The sequence below is a fragment of the Pedobacter agri genome (genome assembly GCF_032678665.1).
GTDB classification, from domain to species: Bacteria; Bacteroidota; Bacteroidia; order Sphingobacteriales; family Sphingobacteriaceae; genus Pedobacter; species Pedobacter agri_A.
Window position 1 is genome coordinate 19,409 of the sequence record NZ_JAVTSH010000001.1, and the last position, 24,284, is coordinate 43,692.

At 38.7% G+C, this 24,284-nt stretch carries 25 protein-coding genes; 19 read left to right on the top strand and 6 right to left on the bottom strand.

What is annotated here, in order from left to right:
* Positions 1-18: 18 nt before the first annotated feature.
* The 14 genes from ilvB (at position 19) to R2Q70_RS00140 (ending at position 14,589) form a co-directional block, all read left to right on the top strand.
* Positions 19-1,761: a biosynthetic-type acetolactate synthase large subunit gene (gene ilvB, locus R2Q70_RS00075; RefSeq protein ID WP_316805683.1), complete on the top strand. Its 1,743-nt coding sequence runs from the start codon at positions 19-21 to the stop codon at positions 1,759-1,761.
* A 92-nt stretch (positions 1,762-1,853) separates the two neighbouring features.
* Complete coding sequence (gene ilvN / locus R2Q70_RS00080; RefSeq protein WP_316805684.1) at positions 1,854-2,492, top strand: acetolactate synthase small subunit; 639 nt, start codon at positions 1,854-1,856, stop codon at positions 2,490-2,492.
* Between the two features lie 132 nt (positions 2,493-2,624).
* Positions 2,625-3,008, top strand: a complete 384-nt coding sequence (locus tag R2Q70_RS00085; protein ID WP_316805685.1) for a glyoxalase superfamily protein — start codon at positions 2,625-2,627, stop codon at positions 3,006-3,008.
* A 3-nt stretch (positions 3,009-3,011) separates the two neighbouring features.
* Positions 3,012-3,485 carry a DinB family protein gene (locus R2Q70_RS00090; protein ID WP_316805686.1) on the top strand — a complete coding sequence of 158 codons (474 nt, stop codon included), beginning with the start codon at positions 3,012-3,014 and terminating at the stop codon, positions 3,483-3,485.
* Positions 3,486-3,748: 263 nt separating this feature from the next.
* A complete protein-coding gene (gene ilvC, locus R2Q70_RS00095) occupies positions 3,749-5,230 on the top strand; it encodes a ketol-acid reductoisomerase (protein ID WP_316805687.1) in 1,482 nt (493 codons plus the stop codon).
* 86 nt (positions 5,231-5,316) lie between these two features.
* Positions 5,317-6,723, top strand: a complete 1,407-nt coding sequence (gene leuC / locus R2Q70_RS00100) for a 3-isopropylmalate dehydratase large subunit (RefSeq protein ID WP_316805688.1) — start codon at positions 5,317-5,319, stop codon at positions 6,721-6,723.
* A gap of 112 nt (positions 6,724-6,835) precedes the next feature.
* Positions 6,836-7,123 carry an antibiotic biosynthesis monooxygenase gene (locus R2Q70_RS00105; RefSeq protein ID WP_316805689.1) on the top strand — a complete coding sequence of 96 codons (288 nt, stop codon included), beginning with the start codon at positions 6,836-6,838 and terminating at the stop codon, positions 7,121-7,123.
* Between the two features lie 70 nt (positions 7,124-7,193).
* Entirely contained in the window at positions 7,194-7,955 is a 762-nt protein-coding gene (locus R2Q70_RS00110; protein ID WP_316805690.1) for a class I SAM-dependent methyltransferase, read from the top strand.
* Between the two features lie 65 nt (positions 7,956-8,020).
* On the top strand, positions 8,021-8,602 hold the full coding sequence (gene leuD / locus R2Q70_RS00115) for a 3-isopropylmalate dehydratase small subunit (RefSeq protein WP_316805691.1): 582 nt from the start codon (positions 8,021-8,023) through the stop codon (positions 8,600-8,602).
* Between the two features lie 47 nt (positions 8,603-8,649).
* Positions 8,650-10,170, top strand: a complete 1,521-nt coding sequence (locus R2Q70_RS00120) for an ATP-binding cassette domain-containing protein (RefSeq protein ID WP_316805692.1) — start codon at positions 8,650-8,652, stop codon at positions 10,168-10,170.
* A 101-nt stretch (positions 10,171-10,271) separates the two neighbouring features.
* Positions 10,272-11,363, top strand: a complete 1,092-nt coding sequence (gene leuB / locus R2Q70_RS00125; protein ID WP_316805693.1) for a 3-isopropylmalate dehydrogenase — start codon at positions 10,272-10,274, stop codon at positions 11,361-11,363.
* Positions 11,364-11,373: 10 nt separating this feature from the next.
* Positions 11,374-12,534, top strand: coding sequence for a 2-isopropylmalate synthase (locus R2Q70_RS00130; protein ID WP_316805694.1), 1,161 nt, complete (start codon positions 11,374-11,376; stop codon positions 12,532-12,534).
* A 299-nt stretch (positions 12,535-12,833) separates the two neighbouring features.
* A complete protein-coding gene (gene ilvA, locus R2Q70_RS00135; RefSeq protein WP_316805695.1) occupies positions 12,834-14,084 on the top strand; it encodes a threonine ammonia-lyase IlvA in 1,251 nt (416 codons plus the stop codon).
* A 154-nt stretch (positions 14,085-14,238) separates the two neighbouring features.
* Positions 14,239-14,589 carry a cupin domain-containing protein gene (locus R2Q70_RS00140; protein WP_316805696.1) on the top strand — a complete coding sequence of 117 codons (351 nt, stop codon included), beginning with the start codon at positions 14,239-14,241 and terminating at the stop codon, positions 14,587-14,589.
* 55 nt (positions 14,590-14,644) lie between these two features.
* Here R2Q70_RS00140 and R2Q70_RS00145 read toward each other — a convergent pair whose 3' ends face one another.
* Positions 14,645-15,205 carry a DUF4230 domain-containing protein gene (locus R2Q70_RS00145; RefSeq protein ID WP_316805697.1) on the bottom strand — a complete coding sequence of 187 codons (561 nt, stop codon included), beginning with the start codon at positions 15,203-15,205 and terminating at the stop codon, positions 14,645-14,647.
* Between the two features lie 126 nt (positions 15,206-15,331).
* Between R2Q70_RS00145 and R2Q70_RS00150 the strand changes: the two genes are divergently transcribed.
* Complete coding sequence (locus R2Q70_RS00150; RefSeq protein ID WP_316805698.1) at positions 15,332-15,748, top strand: hypothetical protein; 417 nt, start codon at positions 15,332-15,334, stop codon at positions 15,746-15,748.
* Positions 15,749-15,760: 12 nt separating this feature from the next.
* Here R2Q70_RS00150 and R2Q70_RS00155 read toward each other — a convergent pair whose 3' ends face one another.
* From R2Q70_RS00155 to R2Q70_RS00170, 4 genes are all read right to left on the bottom strand, one after another.
* Positions 15,761-16,753, bottom strand: a complete 993-nt coding sequence (locus R2Q70_RS00155) for an ABC transporter ATP-binding protein (protein WP_316805699.1) — start codon at positions 16,751-16,753, stop codon at positions 15,761-15,763.
* A gap of 162 nt (positions 16,754-16,915) precedes the next feature.
* Complete coding sequence (locus R2Q70_RS00160; protein ID WP_316805700.1) at positions 16,916-17,710, bottom strand: outer membrane beta-barrel protein; 795 nt, start codon at positions 17,708-17,710, stop codon at positions 16,916-16,918.
* Positions 17,711-17,794: 84 nt separating this feature from the next.
* Positions 17,795-18,547 (bottom strand): hypothetical protein, encoded by a 753-nt coding sequence (locus tag R2Q70_RS00165; RefSeq protein WP_316805701.1) that lies wholly within the window; start codon positions 18,545-18,547, stop codon positions 17,795-17,797.
* Positions 18,528-19,097 carry an RNA polymerase sigma factor gene (locus tag R2Q70_RS00170; RefSeq protein WP_010601060.1) on the bottom strand — a complete coding sequence of 190 codons (570 nt, stop codon included), beginning with the start codon at positions 19,095-19,097 and terminating at the stop codon, positions 18,528-18,530. The genes R2Q70_RS00165 and R2Q70_RS00170 overlap by 20 nt, the downstream gene beginning before the upstream one ends.
* A 272-nt stretch (positions 19,098-19,369) precedes the next feature.
* Here R2Q70_RS00170 and R2Q70_RS00175 point away from each other — a divergent pair, with 272 nt between their 5' ends.
* Positions 19,370-19,732 (top strand): DUF1304 domain-containing protein, encoded by a 363-nt coding sequence (locus tag R2Q70_RS00175; protein WP_316805702.1) that lies wholly within the window; start codon positions 19,370-19,372, stop codon positions 19,730-19,732.
* Between the two features lie 9 nt (positions 19,733-19,741).
* Positions 19,742-20,317 carry a murein L,D-transpeptidase catalytic domain-containing protein gene (locus R2Q70_RS00180; RefSeq protein WP_316805703.1) on the top strand — a complete coding sequence of 192 codons (576 nt, stop codon included), beginning with the start codon at positions 19,742-19,744 and terminating at the stop codon, positions 20,315-20,317.
* A gap of 94 nt (positions 20,318-20,411) precedes the next feature.
* Here the strand turns inward: R2Q70_RS00180 and R2Q70_RS00185 are convergent, their stop codons facing one another.
* Positions 20,412-21,617, bottom strand: a complete 1,206-nt coding sequence (locus R2Q70_RS00185; protein WP_316805704.1) for an SAM-dependent methyltransferase — start codon at positions 21,615-21,617, stop codon at positions 20,412-20,414.
* 283 nt (positions 21,618-21,900) lie between these two features.
* On the opposite strand from R2Q70_RS00185, the gene R2Q70_RS00190 reads away from it, so the two are divergent.
* Positions 21,901-23,637 carry a GMC family oxidoreductase gene (locus tag R2Q70_RS00190; RefSeq protein WP_316805705.1) on the top strand — a complete coding sequence of 579 codons (1,737 nt, stop codon included), beginning with the start codon at positions 21,901-21,903 and terminating at the stop codon, positions 23,635-23,637.
* 11 nt (positions 23,638-23,648) lie between these two features.
* The gene (locus tag R2Q70_RS00195) at positions 23,649-24,284 is read left to right on the top strand and encodes a gluconate 2-dehydrogenase subunit 3 family protein (protein WP_316805706.1); all 636 of its coding nucleotides are present in this window, start codon (positions 23,649-23,651) and stop codon (positions 24,282-24,284) included.

Below are 24,284 nucleotides of genomic sequence, written 5' to 3' on the forward strand. Positions count from 1 at the left end.
AACCGCAAAAACATAATTATGGAAACTGCACAAGAAATACAAACCGAGGCAAAGGCAGAAACCTCAAAAACTTTCAAGGGAACGGGCTCACAGGTTTTGTTGAATGGATTAATTGAAGAAGGTGTCACCACCATTTTTGGTTATCCAGGTGGCGCAATCATGCCAATTTATGATGCACTCTACGATTACGCAGATAAATTAGAACACATTTTGGTTCGCCATGAGCAGGGCGGTATCCATGCTGCGCAGGGATTTGCCAGAACAAGCGGAAAAGTAGGTGTTTGCTTTGCTACCAGCGGACCCGGCGCCACCAACTTGGTTACAGGTCTAGCTGATGCGCAAATCGACAGTACGCCTCTGGTTTGTATCACCGGACAGGTTTTCGCTCACTTATTGGGAACCGATGCTTTTCAGGAAACGGATGTAATTAACATTACTACACCAGTTACCAAGTGGAATTACCAGGTTACCGATGCTAAGGAAATCCCCGAGGTTTTGGCAAAAGCATTTTATATTGCTAAAAGCGGCAGACCAGGACCAGTTTTAATTGATATTACTAAAAACGCACAATTACAGGTTGAGGAATTTCCTGAATACGTAAAGTGTAATCATATTCGCTCCTACCGACCAAAACCAAAAGTTAGGGTTGAGTTTATCGAGCAGGCAGCTGAATTGATCAACTCAGCAAAAAAACCATTTGTATTATTCGGACAAGGTGTTATTTTGGGTAGCGCAGAACAAGAGTTTAAAGCTTTTATCGAAAAAAGTGGCATCCCTGCTGCTTGGACAATTATGGGCGATGGCGCAATTCCAACCTCTCACCCACTGAATGTTGGTATGTTGGGCATGCATGGTAATTACGGACCAAACGTTTTAACTAACGAGTGTGACGTATTAATTGCCATCGGAATGCGTTTTGATGACCGTGTTACTGGGCGCTTAGATAAATACGCAAAACAAGCCAAAGTTATCCACCTGGATATCGATCCAGCTGAAATTGACAAAAATGTTAAGGCAGAAGTTGGCGTTTGGGGCGATTGTAAAGAAACTTTACCCCTGTTAACCAACTTGGTTAACGAGAACAAACACGAAGATTGGTTAGCGAAATTCAAAGATTATAATCAACAGGAAATAGACCAGGTGATTACGCCAGAACTTTACCCAACAAGCGAAGAAATGACGATGGGCGAAGTTTTACGTAACATTAACGAAATTTGTGGTGGCGATGCTGTAATTGTAACCGATGTTGGTCAGCACCAAATGGTAGCTTGCCGTTACGCTAAATTTAACAATACCCGTAGCAACATCACCTCTGGTGGATTAGGCACAATGGGCTTTGGTCTGCCTGCGGCAATCGGCGCTAAATATGGTGCGCCAAACAAAACTGTAATTGCCATCATCGGCGATGGCGGTTTCCAAATGACGCCACAGGAATTGGGTACCATTATGCAGTTTGGTGCAGCGGTGAAAATCCTGATATTGAACAACCGTTTCTTAGGCATGGTTCGCCAGTGGCAACAGTTATTCCACGATAAACGTTATTCGTTTGTGAACATCACCAGTCCTGATTTTGTAGCTTTAGCTAAAGCGTATTACATCGAAGCCGATAAGGTTGATGAACGTGCTAACTTAAGAACAGCATTGGAAACCATGATTAACCACGAAGGCTCCTATTTACTTGAGGTGATGGTTGGAAGAGAAAATAACGTTTTCCCAATGGTTCCGCAAGGAATGAGCGTAAGTGAGATTAGGTTGAAATAATTAAGATAAAAGAACAAAGAGCAAGGAATAAAGATTAAAAGCACTGGCACAATGTCTTTTGTCCTTGTTCCTTTATCCTTAATCCAAGAAACATGAGTACTGAAAATACATTAGAACATAAGATAGCAAAAGCCGATTTCGAGGGAAAGCAAGAATACACCATTACTGTGTATGCGGAAAACCGTATCGGTTTATTAAACAGGATTGCGATTATTTTCTCGAAGAGAAAAATCAATATCGAAAGTTTGAATACTTCTCCATCTGAAATTGATGGTATACACCGCTTTAACATTGTGATTACAGAAAGTTATGAAGTGGTTAGAAAACTTGCCCGTCAGATCGAAAAGCAAATTGAAGTATTAAAAGTGTACTTCAACACCAATGACGAGATTATCTGGCAGGAATTGGCTTTATACAAAGTTTCTACTGATGAAATTGCGGAAAAAGTAACCGTAGAACGTTTGCTTAGACAATATGGTGCAAGTGCAGTCGTAATACGCAAGGATTATACCGTTTTTGCAGTAACAGGCCACAGAGAAGAAACTGATGCGTTGGTTAAAGCTTTAGAACCTTACGAATTGATTGAGTTTGTGCGTTCGGCAAGGGTTGCGATTATTAAAGACAGTGCTGGTTTCCACGAAAAACTGAAAGAATTTGAAGCTTTCGAACCTGGAGAAGAATTGGTAGAGAATGAATTTTTAGAAAAGGGGGATAAGATTTTTACGATGTAAATAAGTACTACGTGATAAGTAGTAAGTTATAAGTTCAGGACGTAAAACTAAAGCGAGTTGTCATGCTGAGCCTGTCGAAGCGCACAAATAGCCTTCGATAGACTCATACTGATAGCGGCAAATCAAACAAATATGAAATGTAATAGCGTTAAGCCAATTTTGAGAATGTTCGATTATGATAAAGCAATCGAATTTTATGTGAATTGGCTTGGCTTTAAAATAGATTGGGAGCATCGTTTTGATGACAACGCTCCTATTTATATGCAGATTTCATTAGCTGGTATCGAATTGCATTTAAGTGAGCATCATGGCGATTGTGCTCCCGGTGCACACATTCATATCGATTGCACTGGATTGAAAGAATTTCATAAGGAGCTGATTGATAAAAAATATAAATATAACAGACCGGGTTTGGAAAGAACCTTTTACGGAAGTTGGGCAGTTACGGTAAATGACCCATTCTTTAATAAGATAACCTTTAACCAGCCTTTAGACGAATCGGAGATAGAAGCATAAAAAATGATGAACGAAGTATTTGATTTTATAATAAGCTCACGCAAAGCATTTATTCAGCTTGTTGATGGATTAACGATTGAAGAGTTGAATAAAATTCCTGATGGTTACAATAACAATATCATCTGGAATTTCGGGCATATTGTGGTGAGTACGCAAACACTTTGTTATGTGCGCACTGGAATTTTGGCCGATGCGGGTGCTGTAAAGTTTAATGAATTTTATAGAAAAGATACTCGCCCGACTTATACTGTAACAGCAGAGGAAGTAGCAGAATTAAAGGCCCTAGCACTTGAGAGTATTGAGAAAATAAAAGAAGACTATGCTAATGGCGTGTTTGCGAACATCACTCCATTTTCAACTTCAACCTATGGTGTGGAAATGAAAAGTATTGAAGAGGTTTTGATTACAACCATAGGCCATGATAATGTGCATTATGGATATGCATGGGCGCTGAAGAAAGGTGTAGAAAAGGTTTAGGGTTTAGGGTAAAAACACCAAACCCAAGTTAGATAAACCCGATTGAAGTGGAAATACTTTTTTAGCAGCAACCTTGAATAAGCTGTCATGCTGAGGCACGAAGCATCTGCAACCGATGAAACAGATTCTTCGTTCCTGAATGACAGAAGTTAAAAAAGATTGCAATGTAAAGCGGGACTGAAATAACCGAAAAGTACAGAAAATTACTTTTCAAAAAGAACAATAATTAGAAAAATAGAACCATAAAATAAATAACAAAAACGATGTCAAATTATTTTAACACATTACCTCTTAGAGAAAAATTAAACCAACTGGGTGTTTGCGATTTCATGGATAGCAACGAATTTTTAGATGGCGTTAGCGCTTTGAAAGGCAAAAAACTAGTAATTGTAGGATGTGGCGCACAAGGCTTAAACCAGGGTTTAAATTTAAGAGATAGTGGTTTAGATGTAAGTTACACGTTGCGCAAAGAGGCAATTGAAGGCAAAAGGGATTCGTGGAAAAATGCAACGGAAAACAACTTCAAGGTTGGTACTTACGAAGAATTAATTCCAACTGCTGATGTGGTAATTAACCTTACCCCTGATAAACAACACACTGCGGTAGTGAATGCAATTATGCCTTTAATGAAAGATGGCGCTACTTTATTGTATTCTCATGGTTTTAATATTGTGGAAGAAGGCATGCAAATCCGTAAAGATTTGACCGTAATTATGGTGGCACCAAAATGTCCTGGTAGCGAGGTTAGAGCAGAATATGTTCGTGGTTTTGGCGTACCAACTTTAATTGCGGTGCACCCTGAAAACGATCCGCAAGGAAAAGGATTAGCACAGGCTAAAGCTTATTGCGTAGGTACTGGCGGTCACAGAGCGGGTGTGTTAAAATCGTCTTTCGTTGCTGAAGTTAAATCTGATTTAATGGGTGAACAAACCATTCTTTGTGGTTTATTGCAAACAGGTTCTATCCTATCGTTCGATAAAATGGTAGAAAAAGGAATCGACGCTGGTTATGCATCTAAGCTGGTTCAATATGGTGTTGAGGTGATTACTGAGGCTTTAAAGCAAGGTGGTATCACGGCAATGATGGACAGATTAAGCAATGTTGCAAAAATCAAAGCTTTCGAAATTTCGGAAGAATTGAAAGATATTATGCGTCCGTTATTTCAAAAACACCAGGATGATATCATGAGTGGCGAGTTTAGTCGCACGATGATGGAAGACTGGGCTGCTGGCGATAAAAATTTATTGAAATGGAGAGCTGAAACAGGCGAAACTGCTTTCGAAAAAACACCTGCTGGCGATGTCAAAATCGGCGAGCAAGAATATTTCGACAACTATTTATTGATGGTTGCTTTCGTACGTGCTGGTGTTGAGTTGGCTTTCGAAACGATGGTTCAGGCGGGTATCAAACCAGAATCTGCTTACTATGAATCGTTACACGAAACGCCACTAATTGCAAACACGATTGCCCGTAAAAAATTGTTCGAAATGAACCGCGTAATTTCTGACACTGCTGAATACGGCTGTTACTTATTCGACCAAGCTTGTAAACCACTATTGGCTGATTTCATGAAAAAAGTAGATACTGATTTAGTGGGTAAAAATTTTAACGAAGGCAAAGATGGCGCTGTTGATAACAGAAAATTAATTGATGTGAACGAGGCAATCCGCTCTCACGAGGTAGAACAAATTGGTGCTACTTTGCGCAAAGCGATGACGGCAATGAAGGCGATTAAAACTGCATAACCACCAACCCCCTGAAGGGGGCTTTAAATACAAAACCAAAAACTCGCAGGTTTTAAAAACCTGCGAGGTTTAAAAAAGATTAACAAATGTCAAAAACATTAGTAGAAAAAATTTGGGATGCACACGTTGTAAAAAGTGAAGAAGGATTTCCTGATATTTTATACATTGATACACACTTAATACACGAGGTAACTTCTCCGCAGGCGTTTGACGGTTTGCGCAAAAGAGGTTTACCTGTTTTTCGTCCGCAGCAAACAGTGGCAACGGCCGACCATAACGTACCAACTTTAAACCAATTATTACCAATTAAAGAAGAGCTTTCCCGCTACCAGGTGGATATGCTGACTAAAAATTGTGCAGAATTTGGCATCGAACTTTATGGTTTGGGTCATCCTTTTCAGGGGATTGTTCATGTTATAGGTCCTGAATTAGGTATTACCTTGCCAGGAAAAACGATGGTTTGTGGCGATAGTCATACTTCTACACATGGCGCCTTCGGGGCAATTGCTTTCGGTATCGGAACTTCACAGGTAGAGCAGGTTTTCGCCACGCAATGTTTGTTGCAGTCGAAGCCTAAAACCATGAAAATTGAAGTAAATGGCAAACTTGGAAAAGGTGTTGGTGCGAAAGACATTATTCTTTACATCATCGCTCAAATATCTGCGGCTGGTGGAACCGGATATTTTATTGAATACGCCGGTTCGGCAATCGAGAGTTTAAGCATGGAAGCTCGAATGACGATTTGCAACATGAGCATTGAAATGGGTGCAAGAGGTGGCTTAATTGCTCCAGACCAAATTACTTTCGATTACATTAAGGGTAGAAAATTTGCGCCAGCAGGTGAAGAGTGGGATAAAGCTTTAGCTTATTGGAAAACTCTGTACAGCGATGCTGATGCAACGTTTGATAGTGTGTTAACTTTCGATGCAGCAGACATTGCACCAATGATTACTTATGGAACCAACCCGGGAATGGGAATGGGCATCCAGGAGCATATCCCTGCAACCAGTGCACAACCTGAGAAAGAAAAACTTTCTTATCAAAAAGCATTGGATTATATGGGTTTTGATGATGATGCATCGTTAATTGGTAAACCTGTTGATTATGTTTTTATTGGGAGTTGCACCAACTCCCGTATTGAAGATTTACGTGAAGTAGCTGATTTTGTTAAAGACAAACGCAAAGCGGATAACGTAACGGTTTGGATTGTTCCTGGTTCGAAACAAGTAGAACAACAAGCTAAAAACGAAGGTTTGGATAAAATTTTCGAAGCGGCTGGTTTCCAATTACGTGAGCCAGGCTGTAGCGCTTGTTTAGGTATGAACGAGGATAAAATCCCAGCAGGAAAATATTGTGTTTCTACTTCGAACAGAAACTTTGAAGGTAGGCAAGGACAAAATGCAAGAACTTTGTTGGCGAGTCCGTTAACGGCTGCTGCTGCTGCTGTTACGGGTGTGATTACGGATGTTAGGGAGTTTTTAGCTGAAAGCTAAAAGCAGAAAGATTAAAGCAGAATGTTAACACATCCGTCATTGCGAGGCACGAAGCAATCTCTCTTATAAAATAGATTACTTCATACCTCGCAATGACGGAAAGGTAAAAAATATGATTTTAGAAGTTGCGATGTTAAATGTAAAGGCTGATTTATCAGTTGATTTCGAAAAAGCTTTTAACGAGGCTCAAAAAATCATTTCTTCTATGGATGGTTACATTTCGCATCAGCTGAAAAAATGTTTAGAAGTAACTGATAAATACATTTTGCTGGTAAACTGGGAAACATTAGAAGCACACACGGAAGGCTTCAGAGGTTCAGCAGAATACCAGGACTGGAAAAAGTTATTGCATCATTTTTATGAGCCTTTTCCAATTGTTGAACATTATGTAGAAGTTTAAAGCTGAAATCCTTTGAAATCTCTTAGATGCCCTTAGGTTCTTAGATGATAAAAATTTAAAATAAGTAAAAATGCCAGAAATAGCTTGGGATGCAACATTATACGATAAACAACACCACTTCGTATCTGATTACGGAGCGGATGTTTTGCAATGGTTAGCCCCTAAAGCCGACGAACACATTTTAGATGTAGGTTGTGGAACTGGTCAGCTGGCTGCGCAAATTGCCGAAAGTGGTGCTGTGGTTTTAGGAACTGATGCATCGGCAGATATGATTGCCAATGCAAAAGCTGCTTACCCAAATTTAAGCTTTGAAGTGGTTAATGGAACGCAACTTCCATACCATGAAAAGTTTGACGCAATTTTCAGTAATGCAACTTTTCACTGGATTGAAAACCAGGATGCCCTAGTTGAAGGTTTATACAAAAGCCTGAAAACTGGCGGAAGATTAGTTGCGGAGTTTGGTGGAAAAGGTAATGTTAAAAGCATCACTCATGCGATAAAAGCTGCTGCCGAAGAATTACAACTTGCTGATCAAGTACTGACAAATTTTTGGTTTTTTCCATCAGTGAGTACTTATGCAACGCTTTTAGAATCAAAAGGATTTGAAGTGGAGCAAATTTGGTTATTCGACAGACCAACCAAACTGATTGGCGAAGAAGGCATGTATGTTTGGATTAATCAATTCGCACAGCATGCGTTTAAAAACTTAACAAAAGAACAAGCTGAATCCATTAAAAATTTAGCCGTAGAAATACTGAAACCCAATTATTTTATCAACGGAGAATGGGTGGCAGATTACAGAAGATTGCGGGTGAAAGCGATAAAAAAGTAATAAGTTTTAGGTTATACGTTGTAAGTCTAAACAACCAACAAACCAAAGAACAAAAAAACGACACAATGAAAAAATTCACAAAATTAACATCGGCAGTAGTGCCATTAAACATAGAGAACATCGATACCGACCAGATTATTCCTGCGAGGTTTTTGAAAGCGACTACTCGTGAGGGTTTTGGCGAAAACTTGTTCCGCGACTGGCGTTATGAAAACGATAATCAGCCTAAAGCAGATTTCGTGATGAATAATCCAACCTACAGCGGTCAGGTTCTAGTAGCTGGTAAAAACTTTGGTTGCGGAAGCAGCCGTGAACATGCGGCCTGGGCGATACAAGATGCAGGGTTCGATGCGGTAATCAGTAGTTTCTTTGCCGACATTTTTAAAGGCAATGCTTTGAACAATGGTTTGCTACCGATCCAAGTGAGTGAGGATTTCTTAGCACAAATTTTCAAGGCAGTAGATAACAATGCAAAATCTCCATTGGAGGTTGATTTAGAAAACCAAACGGTAACCATTGTTGAAACAGGTGCTCAGGAATCTTTCGAGATCAATGCTTACAAAAAATCGTGTCTGATTAATGGTTATGATGATATCGATTTCATCCTGGCGCAGAAGGATTTGATTGAGGAATTTGAAAACCCCTAGCCCCCTGAAGGAGGAACTGAAAACCCACAGTAAATACAATTGTAAAAATGGCTGGTCCGATAAACATTAACGATAGAAAATCAAAGTCCCCTTTAGGGGATTTAGGGGTTTTTGTTGCCATTTCAGATTTAAACCTAAAACACCAACAAAAATCGGTGTTAAAGGATTTGAACTGGACTATAAATACTGGTGAACAATATGTTTTATCTGGCGAAAGTGGAAGTGGAAAAACATCCATAGCTAAAATAATTGCTGGCTTACAAAGTGCCATTGGCGAAGTAAAAATCAACTTTAATGATAAAAGCCAGTTACCTGCTGAAGTTTTATTTGTAGAAAGCTGGTATCAGTTTAAAAATTTAGAAGGCGTTGCAAACTTTTATTATCAGCAACGTTACACCAGTCAGCAGGCGAAAGACACACTTACCGTTCATGCAGAACTGGTGAGTTATGGTAAAGAAAAAGGTCTTCATCTAGATCAAGTTGAACACATTTTAGAAGCCTTAAATTTTTCCTCTTTTGCCAGTTCGCAATTAATAGAATTATCAAGCGGCGAACACAAAAAACTGCAATTAGTTAAAGCTTTGTGGCTTAAACCGCAATTGTTAATCATCGACCAACCTTACACAGGCTTGGATGCTGCATCACGTAACAACCTGAATCTTTTAATGGATGAAGTTGCTGAAAATGGTGTTCAGTTGATTTTGATTTCGAACGATACCGAACTACCGACTTCAATTAATCGATTCGCGGAGATAAAAGATGGCAAAATTAGTGTTTCAGATTCAAGAGCTACATCAGCGGTGCGTGATGAAAAACGTTTAAAAGAAATTCCAGATTTCTTGAAAGAATCGCCGCTTTATTCATCAGAAGAAATTGTAAAAATGATTGATGTGAACATCAGCTATGGCGAAAAGCAGGTTTTAAAGAATATTAATTGGGAAGTTAAGGCAGGCGAAAAATGGTTGTTGCAAGGCCACAATGGTTCCGGAAAATCAACTTTGTTAAGCCTGGTAAATGGCGACCATCCGCAATCTTACGCGAACGAACTTTATTTATTTGGAAACAGACGAGGCAGTGGCGAAAGCATTTGGGACATTAAGCAGCACATTGGTTTAATATCTCCTGAATTTCATTGGTATTTTGATGCCAATTCTACTGTTTGGCAAAGCATTGCGTCTGGTTTTTATGATACCGTTGGGTTATTTCAGCAATTGCCTTACAGTAAAAGCCAACAGGTTGATGAATTGGTAGCATATTTTGGACTAACAGAAAGTAAAAATGAGTTGTTAGCCTCGCTCCCATTAGGTAAACAGCGATTGGTTTTATTGGCGAGAACCATCATCAAAAACCCGGAATTATTAATTCTGGATGAACCTTGCCAGGGTTTGGACCAGCAGCAAACGCAGCATTTTAACCAATTGGTTGATGAGTTGTGCAGCAACGGAATGACCTTAATTTATGTTGGCCATTTTGAATCGCAGTTGCCAACCTGCATCGAAAAAAGAATATTATTAGAAAAAGGCGAGGTAAAAGTCGTCGAAAATTTGAATATAGAAATACTAAGCTAAAACATAATTGCCACGGAAACACAGAATACACGGAATCAATTTTTTCCTAATTTCCGAGTCTCCGTGGCAAATGATTAGCCGAAAAACAATAGAAGTCGAAAATGAAGAAGAACATTTTAGTAATACCTGGAGACGGTATTGGACCAGAAGTAACCACTTGGGGAAAAGCAGCACTTGAGAAAATTGCAGAAATTTTCGGTCATGAATTTGAGTTTGATGAAGCTTTAATGGGCCATGCGGCTATCGAAGTAACCGGCGAACCTTTGCCAGACGAAACCTTAGAAAAAGCAAGAAAAAGCGATGCCATCCTCTTTGGCGCCATCGGCCATGCCAAATACGATAACGACCCGAGTTTAAAAGTTAGACCAGAACAAGGCCTTTTAAAAATCCGCAAAGAACTTGGTTTATTTGCAAACCTCCGCCCGATATTACTATTTGATGAACTTCTTCAGGCATCGAGCATTAAACCGGAAATATTAAAAGGAACCGATATTTTATTCTTCCGTGAATTAACAGGCGATGTTTACTTTGGCGAAAAATCGCGTTCCGAAGATAGAAATACGGCTTCTGATTTGATGATTTACCACCGCTACGAAGTGGAGCGTATTGCGCACAAAGCTTACCAGGCTGCTCAGCAACGCAGCAAAAGGTTATGTTCTGTTGATAAAGCAAACGTGTTAGAAAGTTCTCGCTTGTGGCGTGAAACCGTTCAGGAGATTGCAAAACAATACCCTGATGTGGAAACGGAACACATGTTTATTGATAATGCTGCGATGCAGTTAATTAAAAACCCTAAGAAATTCGATGTGGTTTTAACCGCAAATTTATTTGGCGATATCTTAACTGATGAAGCTTCGCAAATTGCAGGTTCGATGGGGATGCTGGCTTCGGCATCTGTAGGCGAGAGCACAGGCTTCTTCGAGCCCATTCATGGCTCGGCACATGATATTACCGGTAAAGATTTAGCAAATCCTTTGGCCTCTATCCTATCCGCAGCTTTAATGCTCGAAATTGGTTTCGGCTTAAAAGATGAAGCTAAATTATTGGTTGATACTGTTGATGCCGTTTTAAAAGAAGGTTTTAGAACACACGACATTGCCGACCAAAGCACCAACCGATTTAAAGTTTTAGGCACTGCCGAAATGGGCAAATTGGTATTAAAATTCTTATCAAAAAAATTAATCAATTCCTAAATAAAAGATTATGATTCACGACCCGAACAAAGTTTATATTTTCGACACCACCTTACGTGATGGTGAGCAGGTTCCAGGCTGCCAGTTAGATACAAACCAGAAAGTAGAAATCGCTAAATCACTCGAGCTTTTAGGTGTTGATGTTATTGAAGCTGGTTTCCCGGTTTCTAGTCCAGGTGACTTTAACAGCGTTATTGAACTTTCAAAAGCTGTTAACAACCCCATCATTTGCGCTTTAACGCGTGCAAATAAAAATGATATTGATGTAGCTGCCGATGCTTTGCGTTATGCAAAACGTCCTCGTATTCATACTGGAATTGGCGCTTCAGATTTCCACATTAAACATAAATTTAACAGCACCCGCGAAGACATTTTAGAGCGTGCTGTTGATGCCGTAAAATATGCTAAAAAATATGTTGAAGATATCGAGTTCTATGCAGAAGATGCGGGCAGAGCAGATATTGAATTTTTAGCGAAGATGGTTGAGGCTGTTATTGCTGCCGGTGCCACTGTAGTAAACATTCCAGATACAAATGGTTACTGTTTACCAGACCAGTATGGATCGAAAATTTTGTTTTTGAAAGAAAACGTGAAAAATATCGATAATGCCATTATCTCGGTTCATTGCCATAACGATTTAGGTTTAGCTACTGCCAACTCCATTGCTGGTTTACAAAACGGTGCCCGTCAGGTAGAATGTACCATCAACGGAATCGGAGAACGTGCCGGCAATACTTCAATGGAAGAAGTGGTGATGATTTTGAAAACGCATAAGGTTTTAGGTTTGAATACTCAAATTGATGCGACTCGTTTTTACGAAATGAGCCACATGGTGAGAAACCAAATGAACATGCCGGTACAACCTAACAAAGCAATTGTAGGTGGTAATGCTTTTTCTCACAGTTCTGGAATTCACCAGGATGGTTTCTTAAAAAACCGTGAAAATTATGAAATTATTAAACCACAGGATGTTGGTTTCCCTGATGCAACAATCGTATTAACGGCTAGAAGTGGTCGTGCGGCCTTGAAACACCATTTAGACCGCTTAGGACATAAATTAGAAAAAGAACATTTAGATATCGTTTACAAACAATTCCTTGTTTTAGCAGACAGCAAACAAGGTATTAACGATACTGATTTGAACCAATTGGTCGCTTTGCATTTGGCTTAAAAGCTGAAAGGCTAAAGCGTGAAGCAATCATTGCGACTTGGACTTTGAATGAAACTCTCCTCCCTACTTGCAAACAGGGGTTGGGGGTTAATTTTTACTTCCCTGCACAGACTAAGGTTTGCTAAACCTGACAGCAATGGAAATACTTTTTGTTTGCAGGTTTTCGACAAGCTCAGACTGATAATCGCAAAAAGATTGTAATGTATGGCAGGACTACAATAACCGAAAAGCACAAAACTTGCTTTTCAAAAAAAATGTACACAATATTAAAAGCCCATATAGGGGTTTGGGGTTAAAAAATGAACGATACAATAAAAAACACTTTCGATTTTGAAAGGGCTTTTAAAACTTTGACTGGCGTTGTAAAACGCACTCCGCTTGAATTTAATGCAGGATTATCGTTAAAGTATAATGCAAACATCTATCTCAAACGAGAAGATTTACAAATTGTGCGTTCGTACAAATTACGTGGTGCTTATAATAAAATAAGTGCCTTACCTGCCGATGAGCTGAAAAACGGCATTGTGTGTGCAAGTGCTGGTAACCATGCGCAAGGTGTTGCCTATTCTTGTAAAAAACTAGGGATTAAAGGTGTAATTTTTATGCCTGAAATAACGCCAAAGCAAAAGATTAAACAGGTAAATATGTTTGGCGGCGATAATATTGAAATTGTGTTGGTTGGCGATACTTTTGATGATTGCCTGAAAGAAGCCTTAATATACTGTGAAGAAAAGTCATCGACATTTATTCCGCCATTTGATGATGAAAAAGTAATTGAAGGGCAGGCGACTGTCGCGATGGAAATTTTTGAGGATTTGCCGGATTTAGATGTGATTGTGGTACCTGTTGGTGGCGGCGGTTTAGCTTCTGGCGTAAGTGCTTATTTGCAGACCGTAAAACCTGATGTGAAAATTTTCGGCGTAGAACCAATGGGTGCACCATCGTTAAGCGAGGCCCTTAAAAATGGTGGGCCAGTTACGGTTGAAAATATAGAACGTTTTGTTGATGGCGCAGCGGTGAAAAGAATGGGCTGGATTACTTACCAATACTGTAAGGAATTGCTGAGCTCGACTTACCTTATTCCGGAAGGGCAAATTTGTACTACTATTTTAAAACTTTACAACGAAGATGCGATTGTAGTTGAACCTGCAGGCGCATTATCAGTTGCAGCTTTAGAGCAGGTAAAAGACCAGATTGCGGGCAAAACCGTTGTGTGCGTGGTGAGTGGTGGCAACAATGATATCGAACGCATGCAGGAAATCAAAGAGAAATCTTTGCTTTTTGAAGGTTTGAAACATTATTTTATTGTTCGTTTCCCGCAGCGTCCGGGAGCTTTAAAGTTATTTGTGAATGAGGTTTTAGGTCCGCAGGATGACATTACCCGTTTCGAATTTATTAAAAAGACAAACAAAGAAAACGGGCCTGCTTTAGTTGGAATTGAATTGACCAACAAAGACGATTATGCAAGCTTATTGCAACGCATGAAAGATTTTAAATTCGAGATTATCGAGTTGAATCAAGACCAGACTTTATTTGAGTATTTAGTATAGTTAGTTTAACCGATTTAACCGCAAAGGACGCTGAGTTTTTCGCAAAGAACGCAAAGACTATTTTAATACATTTCGTCCTGCTGAATTTATTTCAGCATCTTAGTAACAAAAAACACCCTGAAATAAATTCAGGGTGACGTTAAAAGTTAGAAAAATGAATTTCAAAGATTTAACCAACAAAACATTAATAACGGATAACGACCTCGATTGGGATGATTTGGGTGGAGGTGTAAAGCGTAGGGTAATGCCTTTTGATGATAATTTAATGCTGGTTAAGGTTGCATTTGAAAAAGGCGCTATCGGAACAATTCACAATCATCCACATTTGCAATTAAGTTACGTGGCAGAGGGCAGTTTTGAAGTAAGCATGGGTGATGACAAGAAAATACTTAACGAAGGAGATGTTTTTTTTGCACCTTCGAATGTATTTCATGGCGTTGTTTGCTTAGAAGCGGGTTTGTTAATTGATATTTTCAATCCACACCGTGAGGATTTTTTAAAATAGAATTTAACCACAAAGATTAGAAAACATTTTTCTTTGAGACCTTTGTGGTTAATTTTTAGTCAAAAGTCAGCCGTACATTTTTATAGCCTAAACCTTCGATAATCGGCTTCAACACACTTGATGCATTGGTTTTAGTTTGGGCTAGTATGTCGGATTTTTTAACTTCTGAAGATATTTTTTGCTCTGCCGCTTTGTAAGCCTCATCTACCAATTTTGCCTCCCTGAAATAGGCCATTTTGGTATCATAAACCCGTGAACTTTCGTGATCAATTTTTACGTAACAGATCTCTGGCTGTGGTAAATTTACTACAACGGTATCGGCTTCAACTTTGATATCTTCACGTGTAATTTTTGTAAGGTCGATGCAGCCTACTGCCTCTGCTTTAACGATGAGTAAAACGCTGGCTTCGGGCAGGAAATCTGTTTTATTTTTATGCTCAATAACATCGCTAATTTGATAACGAACCAGCTCTAACTTGCCCATAGCCTCAATTTTTTCGACCAATAGCTGATGTTTGCTCTCTACTGAAGTGTTGATACTGAACTTTTTTGATATGAAAAAATAGCCTGCAACCAGCAGGATTAACCAGGGCAAAACTCTAAAAATTATTCTCATACAAACCGAAATTTCATTATTGTGATCCTTAAGATAAACAATTATTAATCCACAATGTGTGATTCTGAATTTTTGGCAGTTGTTTTGTATTATGCACAATACACACACAAATAAAAACTAATCACAATGAAAAAACTTACTATCCTAATGCTTTGCATTGCTACGCTAGGCCTGGCTTCATGCAAGAAAGAAACAATTTATCAAGAGTTAAGGGCAAAAACGTACAACTTTACGATCAATGCAAATGAATGGCAACGTAATGCTAATGGAAGCTATTCTGTTAACAAATCATTAGCGGCAATTGACGGAATAACATTGGACGATGAGGGTATTTTAGTTTATTTTGAACATCCTGTGGAGGTTCCAACGGGCGACATTCAGTTACCCTATACATATAATTATAATGCTTTTAGTTATAAAGTTTACAGTGGCGGTTTGAGGTTCGATGTTCAAGACACTAACAATTTAACCTCCACAGTTCCACCAAATTATAATACCTTGGTTAAGGTTGTTATTATTCCATCAGATTATGCTGGAAACTAACTGTTAATAAAATTAAAACTCTAAAAAACGACTAATGTTCAGTTGAACGTGGTCGTTTTTTTTATGCTCTCCCCTGTTCAGTTGTAACGCCCGAACCGTTACCCCATTTCTTTCTAATAGTAATTCATCGTAAAAACCCTTGTAATAAACATCTTTTACCTCAAAACGCCTGCTGCTCCAATTGTTGCTGATCTCTGCCCATTCCGGGTAGAAAACTACATTTCCCGAGAAAGTTTTAAGTCCTATTTTTTCAGCATCGCCACGAGATAAAACAACAGCATTTCCTAAAATTTGTGCCGTGTAAATGTGTTTTGGATGCTGGTAAATTTCAGATGGTTTACCGGTTTGCAGAAGTTCGCCGTTTCTCAAAATAAGCAACTGGTCGGCTAAAAACAATCCGTCAGCGGGATCGTGTGAAACCAAAATAACCGTAACCCCTGTTTCTGCCGCAACACGTTTAATATCGGCCCTTAATTGGTTTTTAAGTAAAGCATCAACCTGACTAAAGGGTTCATCCAACAATAAAACCTTAGTATCGGCAACCATCGCTTTGGCAATGGCAACACGTTGTTGTTCACCGCCACTTAGCTCTATAATTTTTTTATTTTGCAGCGGAAGTATGCGTAAATGTTCCATTATTGCCAAGGTTTTTTCGGCCTTGGTTTTTAAATCGGTGTTAGATAATTGTGAGGCAATGTTATCATAAACCTTCGCATAAATATTCAATGAAAAATCCTGAGTAACCATTTTCATTTGTTTATGCCCTGGAATCAGTTGTTCATCAGGTCCTAAAACACGCTTATCTTCAAAGAAAACGTTGCCTTCGTCGGTTTTTAACAAACCGAAAATTGATTTTAACAACGTCGATTTTCCACTTCCGCTTTCGCCAATAATGGCAACTACATCACCGCTATTAATGTCAAAACTAATATTTTTTATCCCTCCAGCCTGTTCTGATTGGTATTGTTTCGTTAGGTTTTTTACACTGATTATCGTATCGCTCACAGGGTAAATATAAAGCTTAAAGCAGAAAGACTAAAGCTTTACCGAAAATGTTTTAACAAAAAATCCTGTTTCGCCTAACCGAAACAGGATCTAGTTTTATTTGTGTGTATTAATCGTTAATCAATCATTGGTTCATGAGTTTAAACCAAAACGTTAATGGTGCTAATTTAAGCCAAAAGTTACTCCGAAGCTCATGTTTTTTAATCCTGCCTGAGCCGCTGTATCGAACATATCGTTAAAATAGTATTTGGTAAATAAACCTAATCCACCGTAACCAAACCTGAATGAACCTCCGTAACGAACTGACTGGAAGTGATAGTTATCATATTGTTTTTGCTTGCCAAACTCCTCGCTGATTTGTTTAACCTTTCCACCCAATAAGAAACTAACTTCAGGACCTAAGATAAAGTAGAATCTTTTTCCTTTGCGGGTTTCATTGGTGCGGAACTCAAAATTTAAAGGAATGTGAACATAGCTGCTTGAAAAACGATTTTTAGAAAAATCAACATTTTCTGGAAGAGCCGTTAACGTAGGCAGGTTTTTTTGAATGGTAACATTATCTCTCAACCTGATTAATGTCCAGTCGAAACCTCCAGCTATATAAAGTTTAAAATTAGAGTTAAAACGATAGCCAAATTGCAAAACATCAAAAGAAAATGTACTGGTTTTACCGCCGCGATAATCTAGAAATTCGTTATTTGGAGATAGATTGAAGCTTCCATTATCGATTAATCTGGAGAAACCTAAATCAATTCGGGTAAAAGTTACACCTCCTATGAACCTACCTTTTTTAGGATCTGTTTGAGTACTATCTTTATCACCTCTGGTGATCGTAACAATACCATAATTTAAATCTTTTTTATTTCTTCTGGTACTATCTTGTTGTGCAAAAGCGCTTGGAGCAAAAGCACCGGCAAGTCCGCTTACCATTAGTGCTGTAAAAATTAGACGTTTCATATTTGTGTGTGTTTATATTTTAAATGAATGAATTATTGAATGATAGATTTAACAACCCGATTTTTAAACCTTAATCAATCCTAATTATTTTTTCTTTTTTCCGAATTTGAACGGGCCAATATTAATAGAGGAGATTGAAGAATCATCATCATCGGTACGAAACTGGATAAACTTATCTTTTCTTTTATCAACCTTATTTACGATCAGGTTTACTACATCGCCAACATTTCGGATGCCTTTATTATCTGATTGGTTATCCTCTCCTGTCACTTCATCTGCTTTTATTGCCGTAGCGGTAGATGCAATTACAGTCTCTTGATTAACCCTTGAAACCGCATCCTCAATTTTAGCCTTGATGTCTTCTTTAGGTTTCTCCACCCGAGCAATCATGGTTTCTTGTTTTTGCATTTCAGGAGCAGAAATTATTTTCAGTTTCTCTACTGGCTTAATTGTTTTGTTAACCTCATTTTTCGCAATCGCCTGAACAGGTTTCGCAGTAACCGGTAAAGCTTGTTCAACTTTTTGTGTTACGGCTTCAACAACTTTTGTCGAGTCTCCAACCGGTTGAATTTTGATCGCCGGTTTTTCAGTTTTAGTTGCGATATTATTTGCAAACTGTTTTGGTTCAACAACTTGCTGTTGATAAACTAAAATTCCAACTGTTGTTACTACCAAAACTGCTGCAGCAGCTAACCAGTAAATCGGAATAATTCGTTTTTTCTTTGGTTCAATTTCGCTTTCAATATTTGCCCATAAGTCTCTCGATGGTGTAATCTCTGCATCGTCGAAAGCATCTTTGAATAACTTATCGAAATCTTTATCCTGTATAGGTTGCATAACCAAATCCCTCCATTTTTATAATTTCTTCTTTTAAAATTGCTCTGGCTCTTGATAACTGCGATTTGCTGGCGCCTTCGGAGATCCCCAGCGTTTCTCCAATTTCCTTGTGTGAATAGCCTTCAATGGCGTACATATTGAAAACCATCCGATAGCCATCAGCCAATTTTTGTATCACTTTCATTAAATCCTGCATGCCTAAAGTTCCAAAGTCAAACCCTGTTGATGGTTGCTCATAAGCCTCATCAATTTCTACCACATTCAGGCTTCTTAAATTTTTGCGGTAACTTTCAATGGCCGTATTCACCATTACTCTCCTGATCCACCCTTCAAAAGAACCCTCACCCCGGTACTCTTTAATTTTTTGAAAAACTTTGATATAGCCCATTTGTAATACATCCTCAGCCTCCATTCTATCTTTTGCGTAGCGCATGCAAACCGCTAGCATTTTCGAGGCAGTTTGCTTGTAAAGCAACTCCTGCATCTTCCGGTCGCCTGCTTTGCAGCCCTCCATCAAATCGTTTATCGTATAGCTCCGCGTCAATTTCATTGTGTGTTTGTAGATAGAAGATGGCAGATTACAAACATTGGTTGCATCAGTTAGTAAAAAAAGTTAAATAAAAGTTAAAATAAACTTACAGCAGCTGATTATCAGAAATATAGCTTTTAGTAAAATTTCAAGAAAGATATAATTATTCTGACTTGTAATGTAATAGTAAGATATTTTCTAAACAATATTTTCAATCCAGTGAAAATCGCAGCGTCCATTTACTAGTAGATAATACCTTATTTGTTGTATCTTCAATCTCAAAACCAAACAAAATGCAGTTAGCAGCACAAATTTTCATCGGCTTAGTAGCCGCTATTCACATTTATATCATGTGGTTGGAGATGTTCGCATGGACTACCCGAGCACCTAAAGTTTTTAAAACCATCCCAAAAGATTTATTTGTACCAACAAAAACATTGGCTGCAAACCAGGGCTTATACAACGGTTTTCTTGCGGCTGGTTTAATTTGGTCACTTTGTATCAGCGATCATCACTGGAGATTATACGTTGCGGTATTTTTCTTAACCTGTGTAGTTATTGCCGGCATTTATGGCGCAACCACCGCTAGCAAAAAAATTCTTTATGTCCAATCTATTCCTGCATTAATTGCTATTATTTTATTGCATTTGAAGTAAGGAGAGAGTATGAGAAATTTCACAATCCTCATCAGTGCTTTTATCCTCTTCAGTTTTAAACCATCTTCGAATAATAAAATAAGTGAGACAAAAATCAATGAAGCTTTAGCTTTTTGTAAGAAAAACAAAATGGATATTTCAGTTGCCATATTGGTCGATATGAGCATCCATTCGGGTAAGAATAGAATTTTCGTTTACGATTTTAACAAAGAAAAAATCCTTATCGAAGGGCTTTGCGCTCATGGCATTGGCAATGGAAGTACGGCAACAAAACCAGTATTCAGCAACAAATTGGGTAGCAATTGTACATCATTAGGAAAGTATAAAGTTAAAGGGCGTTCATATAGCAACTGGGGAATTCATATACACTACAAAATGCATGGCTTAGAAGAAACAAATAACAATGCATTTAAAAGAATTGTTGTATTACATTCGTACACGCCAGTTCCTAACCAAGAAATTTATCCGCAAACCCTATTTGGTCAAAGTGCTGGTTGCCCTGTTTTGGCTGATGAAGTGATGCGCAAAATAGATGCGCTTTTAAAAACAAAGAAAAAGCCAGTATTACTTTGGATTTATGTTTAATACTAGCATCACGCTAAATTCATTCCAAGGTCTTCAATGCAAAGCGGATTAAAGTTTCAGACGCTGAAATGAATTCGGCATGACGAGTTTATTACTACAAGTTCAACAATCTTTCTAAATGATGATAACCAATTCCGAAATAAGCTTTACTGTCTTTAATTTTTTGGAGCAATACTTTCTGCTCCTCACTCATCTGACTTCCAACTAAAGACTTCGGACTTTTCTTAATCCCAACGACCAGCACATTCTTTGGGGTATGCGCATCTGAAATAAATTCAAATACTTTGGTTTTGTAGCCAAAATATTCCAGAATCAAAGCTCTAATTCCATCCGTCACCATTTCGGCCTGACGTTCCAAAAAGATGCCATATTTAGTCAGAAAAGAAACGTCGTTTTTCACTTTATTCTGCTCAATTTCCCTCCGGATTTGTTTATGGCAGCAAGGGGCAACCACAATCAATTCAGCGTTAGCTTTAATGCCTTTAAAAATCGCATCGTCAGTAGCCGTATCGCATGCATGAAGTGCAATTAATAAATTAACGTCTTCAGCATGATAGTCTTCAATTGTTCCCTGAACAAAGTTCAATTTATTAAAGCTCGATTTCCTTGCAACACTGTTACATAAATCAACCATATCCTGACGATATTCCACTCCCACAACTTCAGCATCTAGCTTTAAAACGGAATGTAAATAATCGTACAAGGCAAAAGTTAAATAGCCTTTTCCCGACCCCATATCGGCAACTTTTTTTATGGTACTATCGGGTAATTCTTTAATCAGGGAACTTAAAATTTCGATGTAGTGATTAATCTGCCGAAATTTATCCTGTGCATTTTTAAACACTTTTCCATCAGCATCAGTAATTTTTAACTCGGTTAAATATGATTTTGCATCAGTTGTAATTAGCCTTGATTTTTCTTTATCGTGACTCGCTGTTGGCACCTCAGTCGCAGAAGCCTTTGTTTCCCTTAATACAACCTTACCATTATTCAACTGCTCAAGGATTAAATCTTTCACTGTAGTAAACAGCGTACCAATTCTAAAACCAGTATTCAGGTATTCAGCGATTAAGTTAATGCCCTCGTTTAAATCAAAATTTTTAACCACATCACGTGTTTGGTAACGAAAGGTAAAAGCAAGCTTATCTTCTCGTTTGATAATCACTTTACGGATATGAATTTGCTTCAACGCATTTTCTTCCCCTTTATAGTTCCCTAGCGAAACTTTAACAAAATTTTGGTCATTGAGGCTTTGCGTTAAAGCCGATGTAAATTGTTCTAAATGTGCTGAAAATACCATCGATAAATTTTAAACCACAAAGATAAACCAATTTATCTGCAGAACAGACTGCAGAAATTAATGTAACAATTGAGCGACTTTTTGCCAGCGAAAATCTTAAAATCCAAATGGAAAAATATTCTAAAAGCTGGTTTTCGATAAGTTAAGAAAAGATTTAGGTAATACGATTTAGGAATATCAGTAAGCAAGATATTATCTGTAATCATTCCAAAATCACCAATCGCTTTTATTTCAAAAAAATTAACTTTAGCTTAGAATATCAATTCATTTCTAACCAATATTCATGAGTGACTTTCAGATAAAAAAATCGCCAACTGTTTACGATGCTATTATTGTTGGATCGGGAGCAGGCGGTGGCATGGCGGCCTATGTTTTGGCAAATGCCGGACAAAAAGTTTTGATGCTTGAAGCGGGGCAATATTTCGATCCGAGATTAGATGCCCACCAACTAAAATGGCCATGGGAATCTCCCCGCAGAGGTGCAAGTACCGTTCGTCCGTTTGGAGATTTCGACGCTTCATATGGCGGTTGGGAATTAGAAGGAGAACCTTATACCACTAAAAACAAAACTGAGTTTGAATGGTTCCGCTCGAGAATGCTGGGTGGAAGAACAAACCACTGGGGAAGAATCTCCCTCAGAATGGGTCCATTAGATTTCCAGGCTAAAGATGGATTAACAGACGATTGGCCGATCACTTACGATGATGTAAAGCCATTTTATGATAAGGTTGATCGCATGATTGGTATCTACGGAACCAAAGAAGGCTTACCTAATGAACCCGATGGCATCTTTATGAAACCGCCAAAGCCTCGTTTAACAGAGCTTTTCATCAAAACAGGAGCAGATAAAGCCGGAGTTAAAGTAATTGCTGGACGTGGCTCTGTACTTACCGAACCATTACCAAATAACAGCGATAGGGCTCCATGTTTCTATTGCGGCCAATGCGGCAGAAGTTGTAAAGTTTACGGCGATTTTTCTTCCTCTTCTTGCCTTGTCATCCCGGCAGTAAAAACAGGGAACTTAACAGTGATTACTGAGGCTATGGTACGTGAAGTGATTACCGATAAAGATGGTTCAGCGAAAGGCGTTTCATATGTCAATAGAAAAGATTTACAAGAATACCAGGTTAACGGAAAAATGGTGATCCTTGGTGCGAGTGCCTGTGAATCTGCCCGGATTTTATTGAACTCGAAATCTTCGGCACATCCTAATGGCTTAGCCAACAGTAGTGGCGTTGTTGGTAAATACCTTCATGACTCTACAGGAGTAAGTGTGTCGGGTTTTCTTCCACAGTTAATGGATCGTAAACGGTATAATGAAGATGGTTTAGGCAGTGTTCACATTTACTCACCCTGGTGGCTGGATAATAAAAAGTTAAATTTTCCACGCGGTTACCATATCGAATACTGGGGCGGAATGGGAATGCCTGCTTATGGCTTTGGCGGAGGTGTGGCGCAAATGAACGGTATGGTTCCGGGCCGGGATGGTAAGATGAAAGACGCAGGAGGTTATGGAAAATCATTAAAAGATGACTATCGCAGGTTTTATGGTACAACGGTGGGCATGGCTGGCCGGGGAACTGCAATTGCCCGTGAAGATAATTATTGCGAAATAGACCCAAATGCGGTTGACAAATTTGGTATTCCGGTTTTGCGTTTTCACTACAAGTGGGCAAAGGAGGAGATTTTGCAAGCGAAACACATGCAAGATACTTTCTTACACATGATGAAAGAAATGGGCGGCGTAGTAACATCAGAAATTCAAGGCCCTGAAACCAATTATGGCTTACTTCCTCCCGGCAAAATTATCCATGAAGTGGGAACCATACGTATGGGTGATGATCCTAAAAAATCCGCTTTGAACAAATATTGTCAGGCGCATGATTGTAAAAATTTGTTTGTAGTTGATGCTGGCCCGTTTGTACAACAGGGCGATAAAAATGCTACCTGGACAATTCTTGCACTCTCTATGCGCACCGCGGAATATATTTTAGCTCAAAAGAAGAAACAAAACATTTAAAGAATTGCAATATGAACAGACGTGATTCCCTAAAAGCAATTGGCTTAACTGCAGTGAGTACCGCTGTATTGTTAGAGGCTTGCAAACAACCCGATACCAAAACAGAAGTTGCCACAACTCCAGATGAAACTAGTAAAGAAGCCGGACGAGAACAGTGGGAAATTGACCGTGATAAAAAATTAAAAGCAGAAACCTATTTTACTAAGCACGAGATGGCTACCATCACGGTTTTGGCAGATATTATCATCCCGAAAGACGATGTCTCTGGAAGTGCATCAGATGCTAAAGTGCCAGAGTTTATCGAATTTATTGTAAAAGATATTCCAGAACACAAGGTACCTATGAGAGGTGGTTTAAAATGGCTAGATGTTTATTGCTTCAACAAGTTTAGTAAGTCTTTTATCGATGCCTCTTCAGATCAACAGATTTCGATCATCGATGAAATCGCCTATCCTAAAAAAGCGAAGCCTGAAGTTCAGGCGGGTGTAACCTTCTTTAATAGAATGCGAAATTTAACCGCTTCTGGCTTTTACACAACCGAAATCGGTGTAAAAGATATTGGCTATGCCGGTAATGCGCCAAATCAGTGGACAGGCGTTCCAGACGATGTATTGAAACAATATGGAATGGAAAATGTAAAAGTTTGA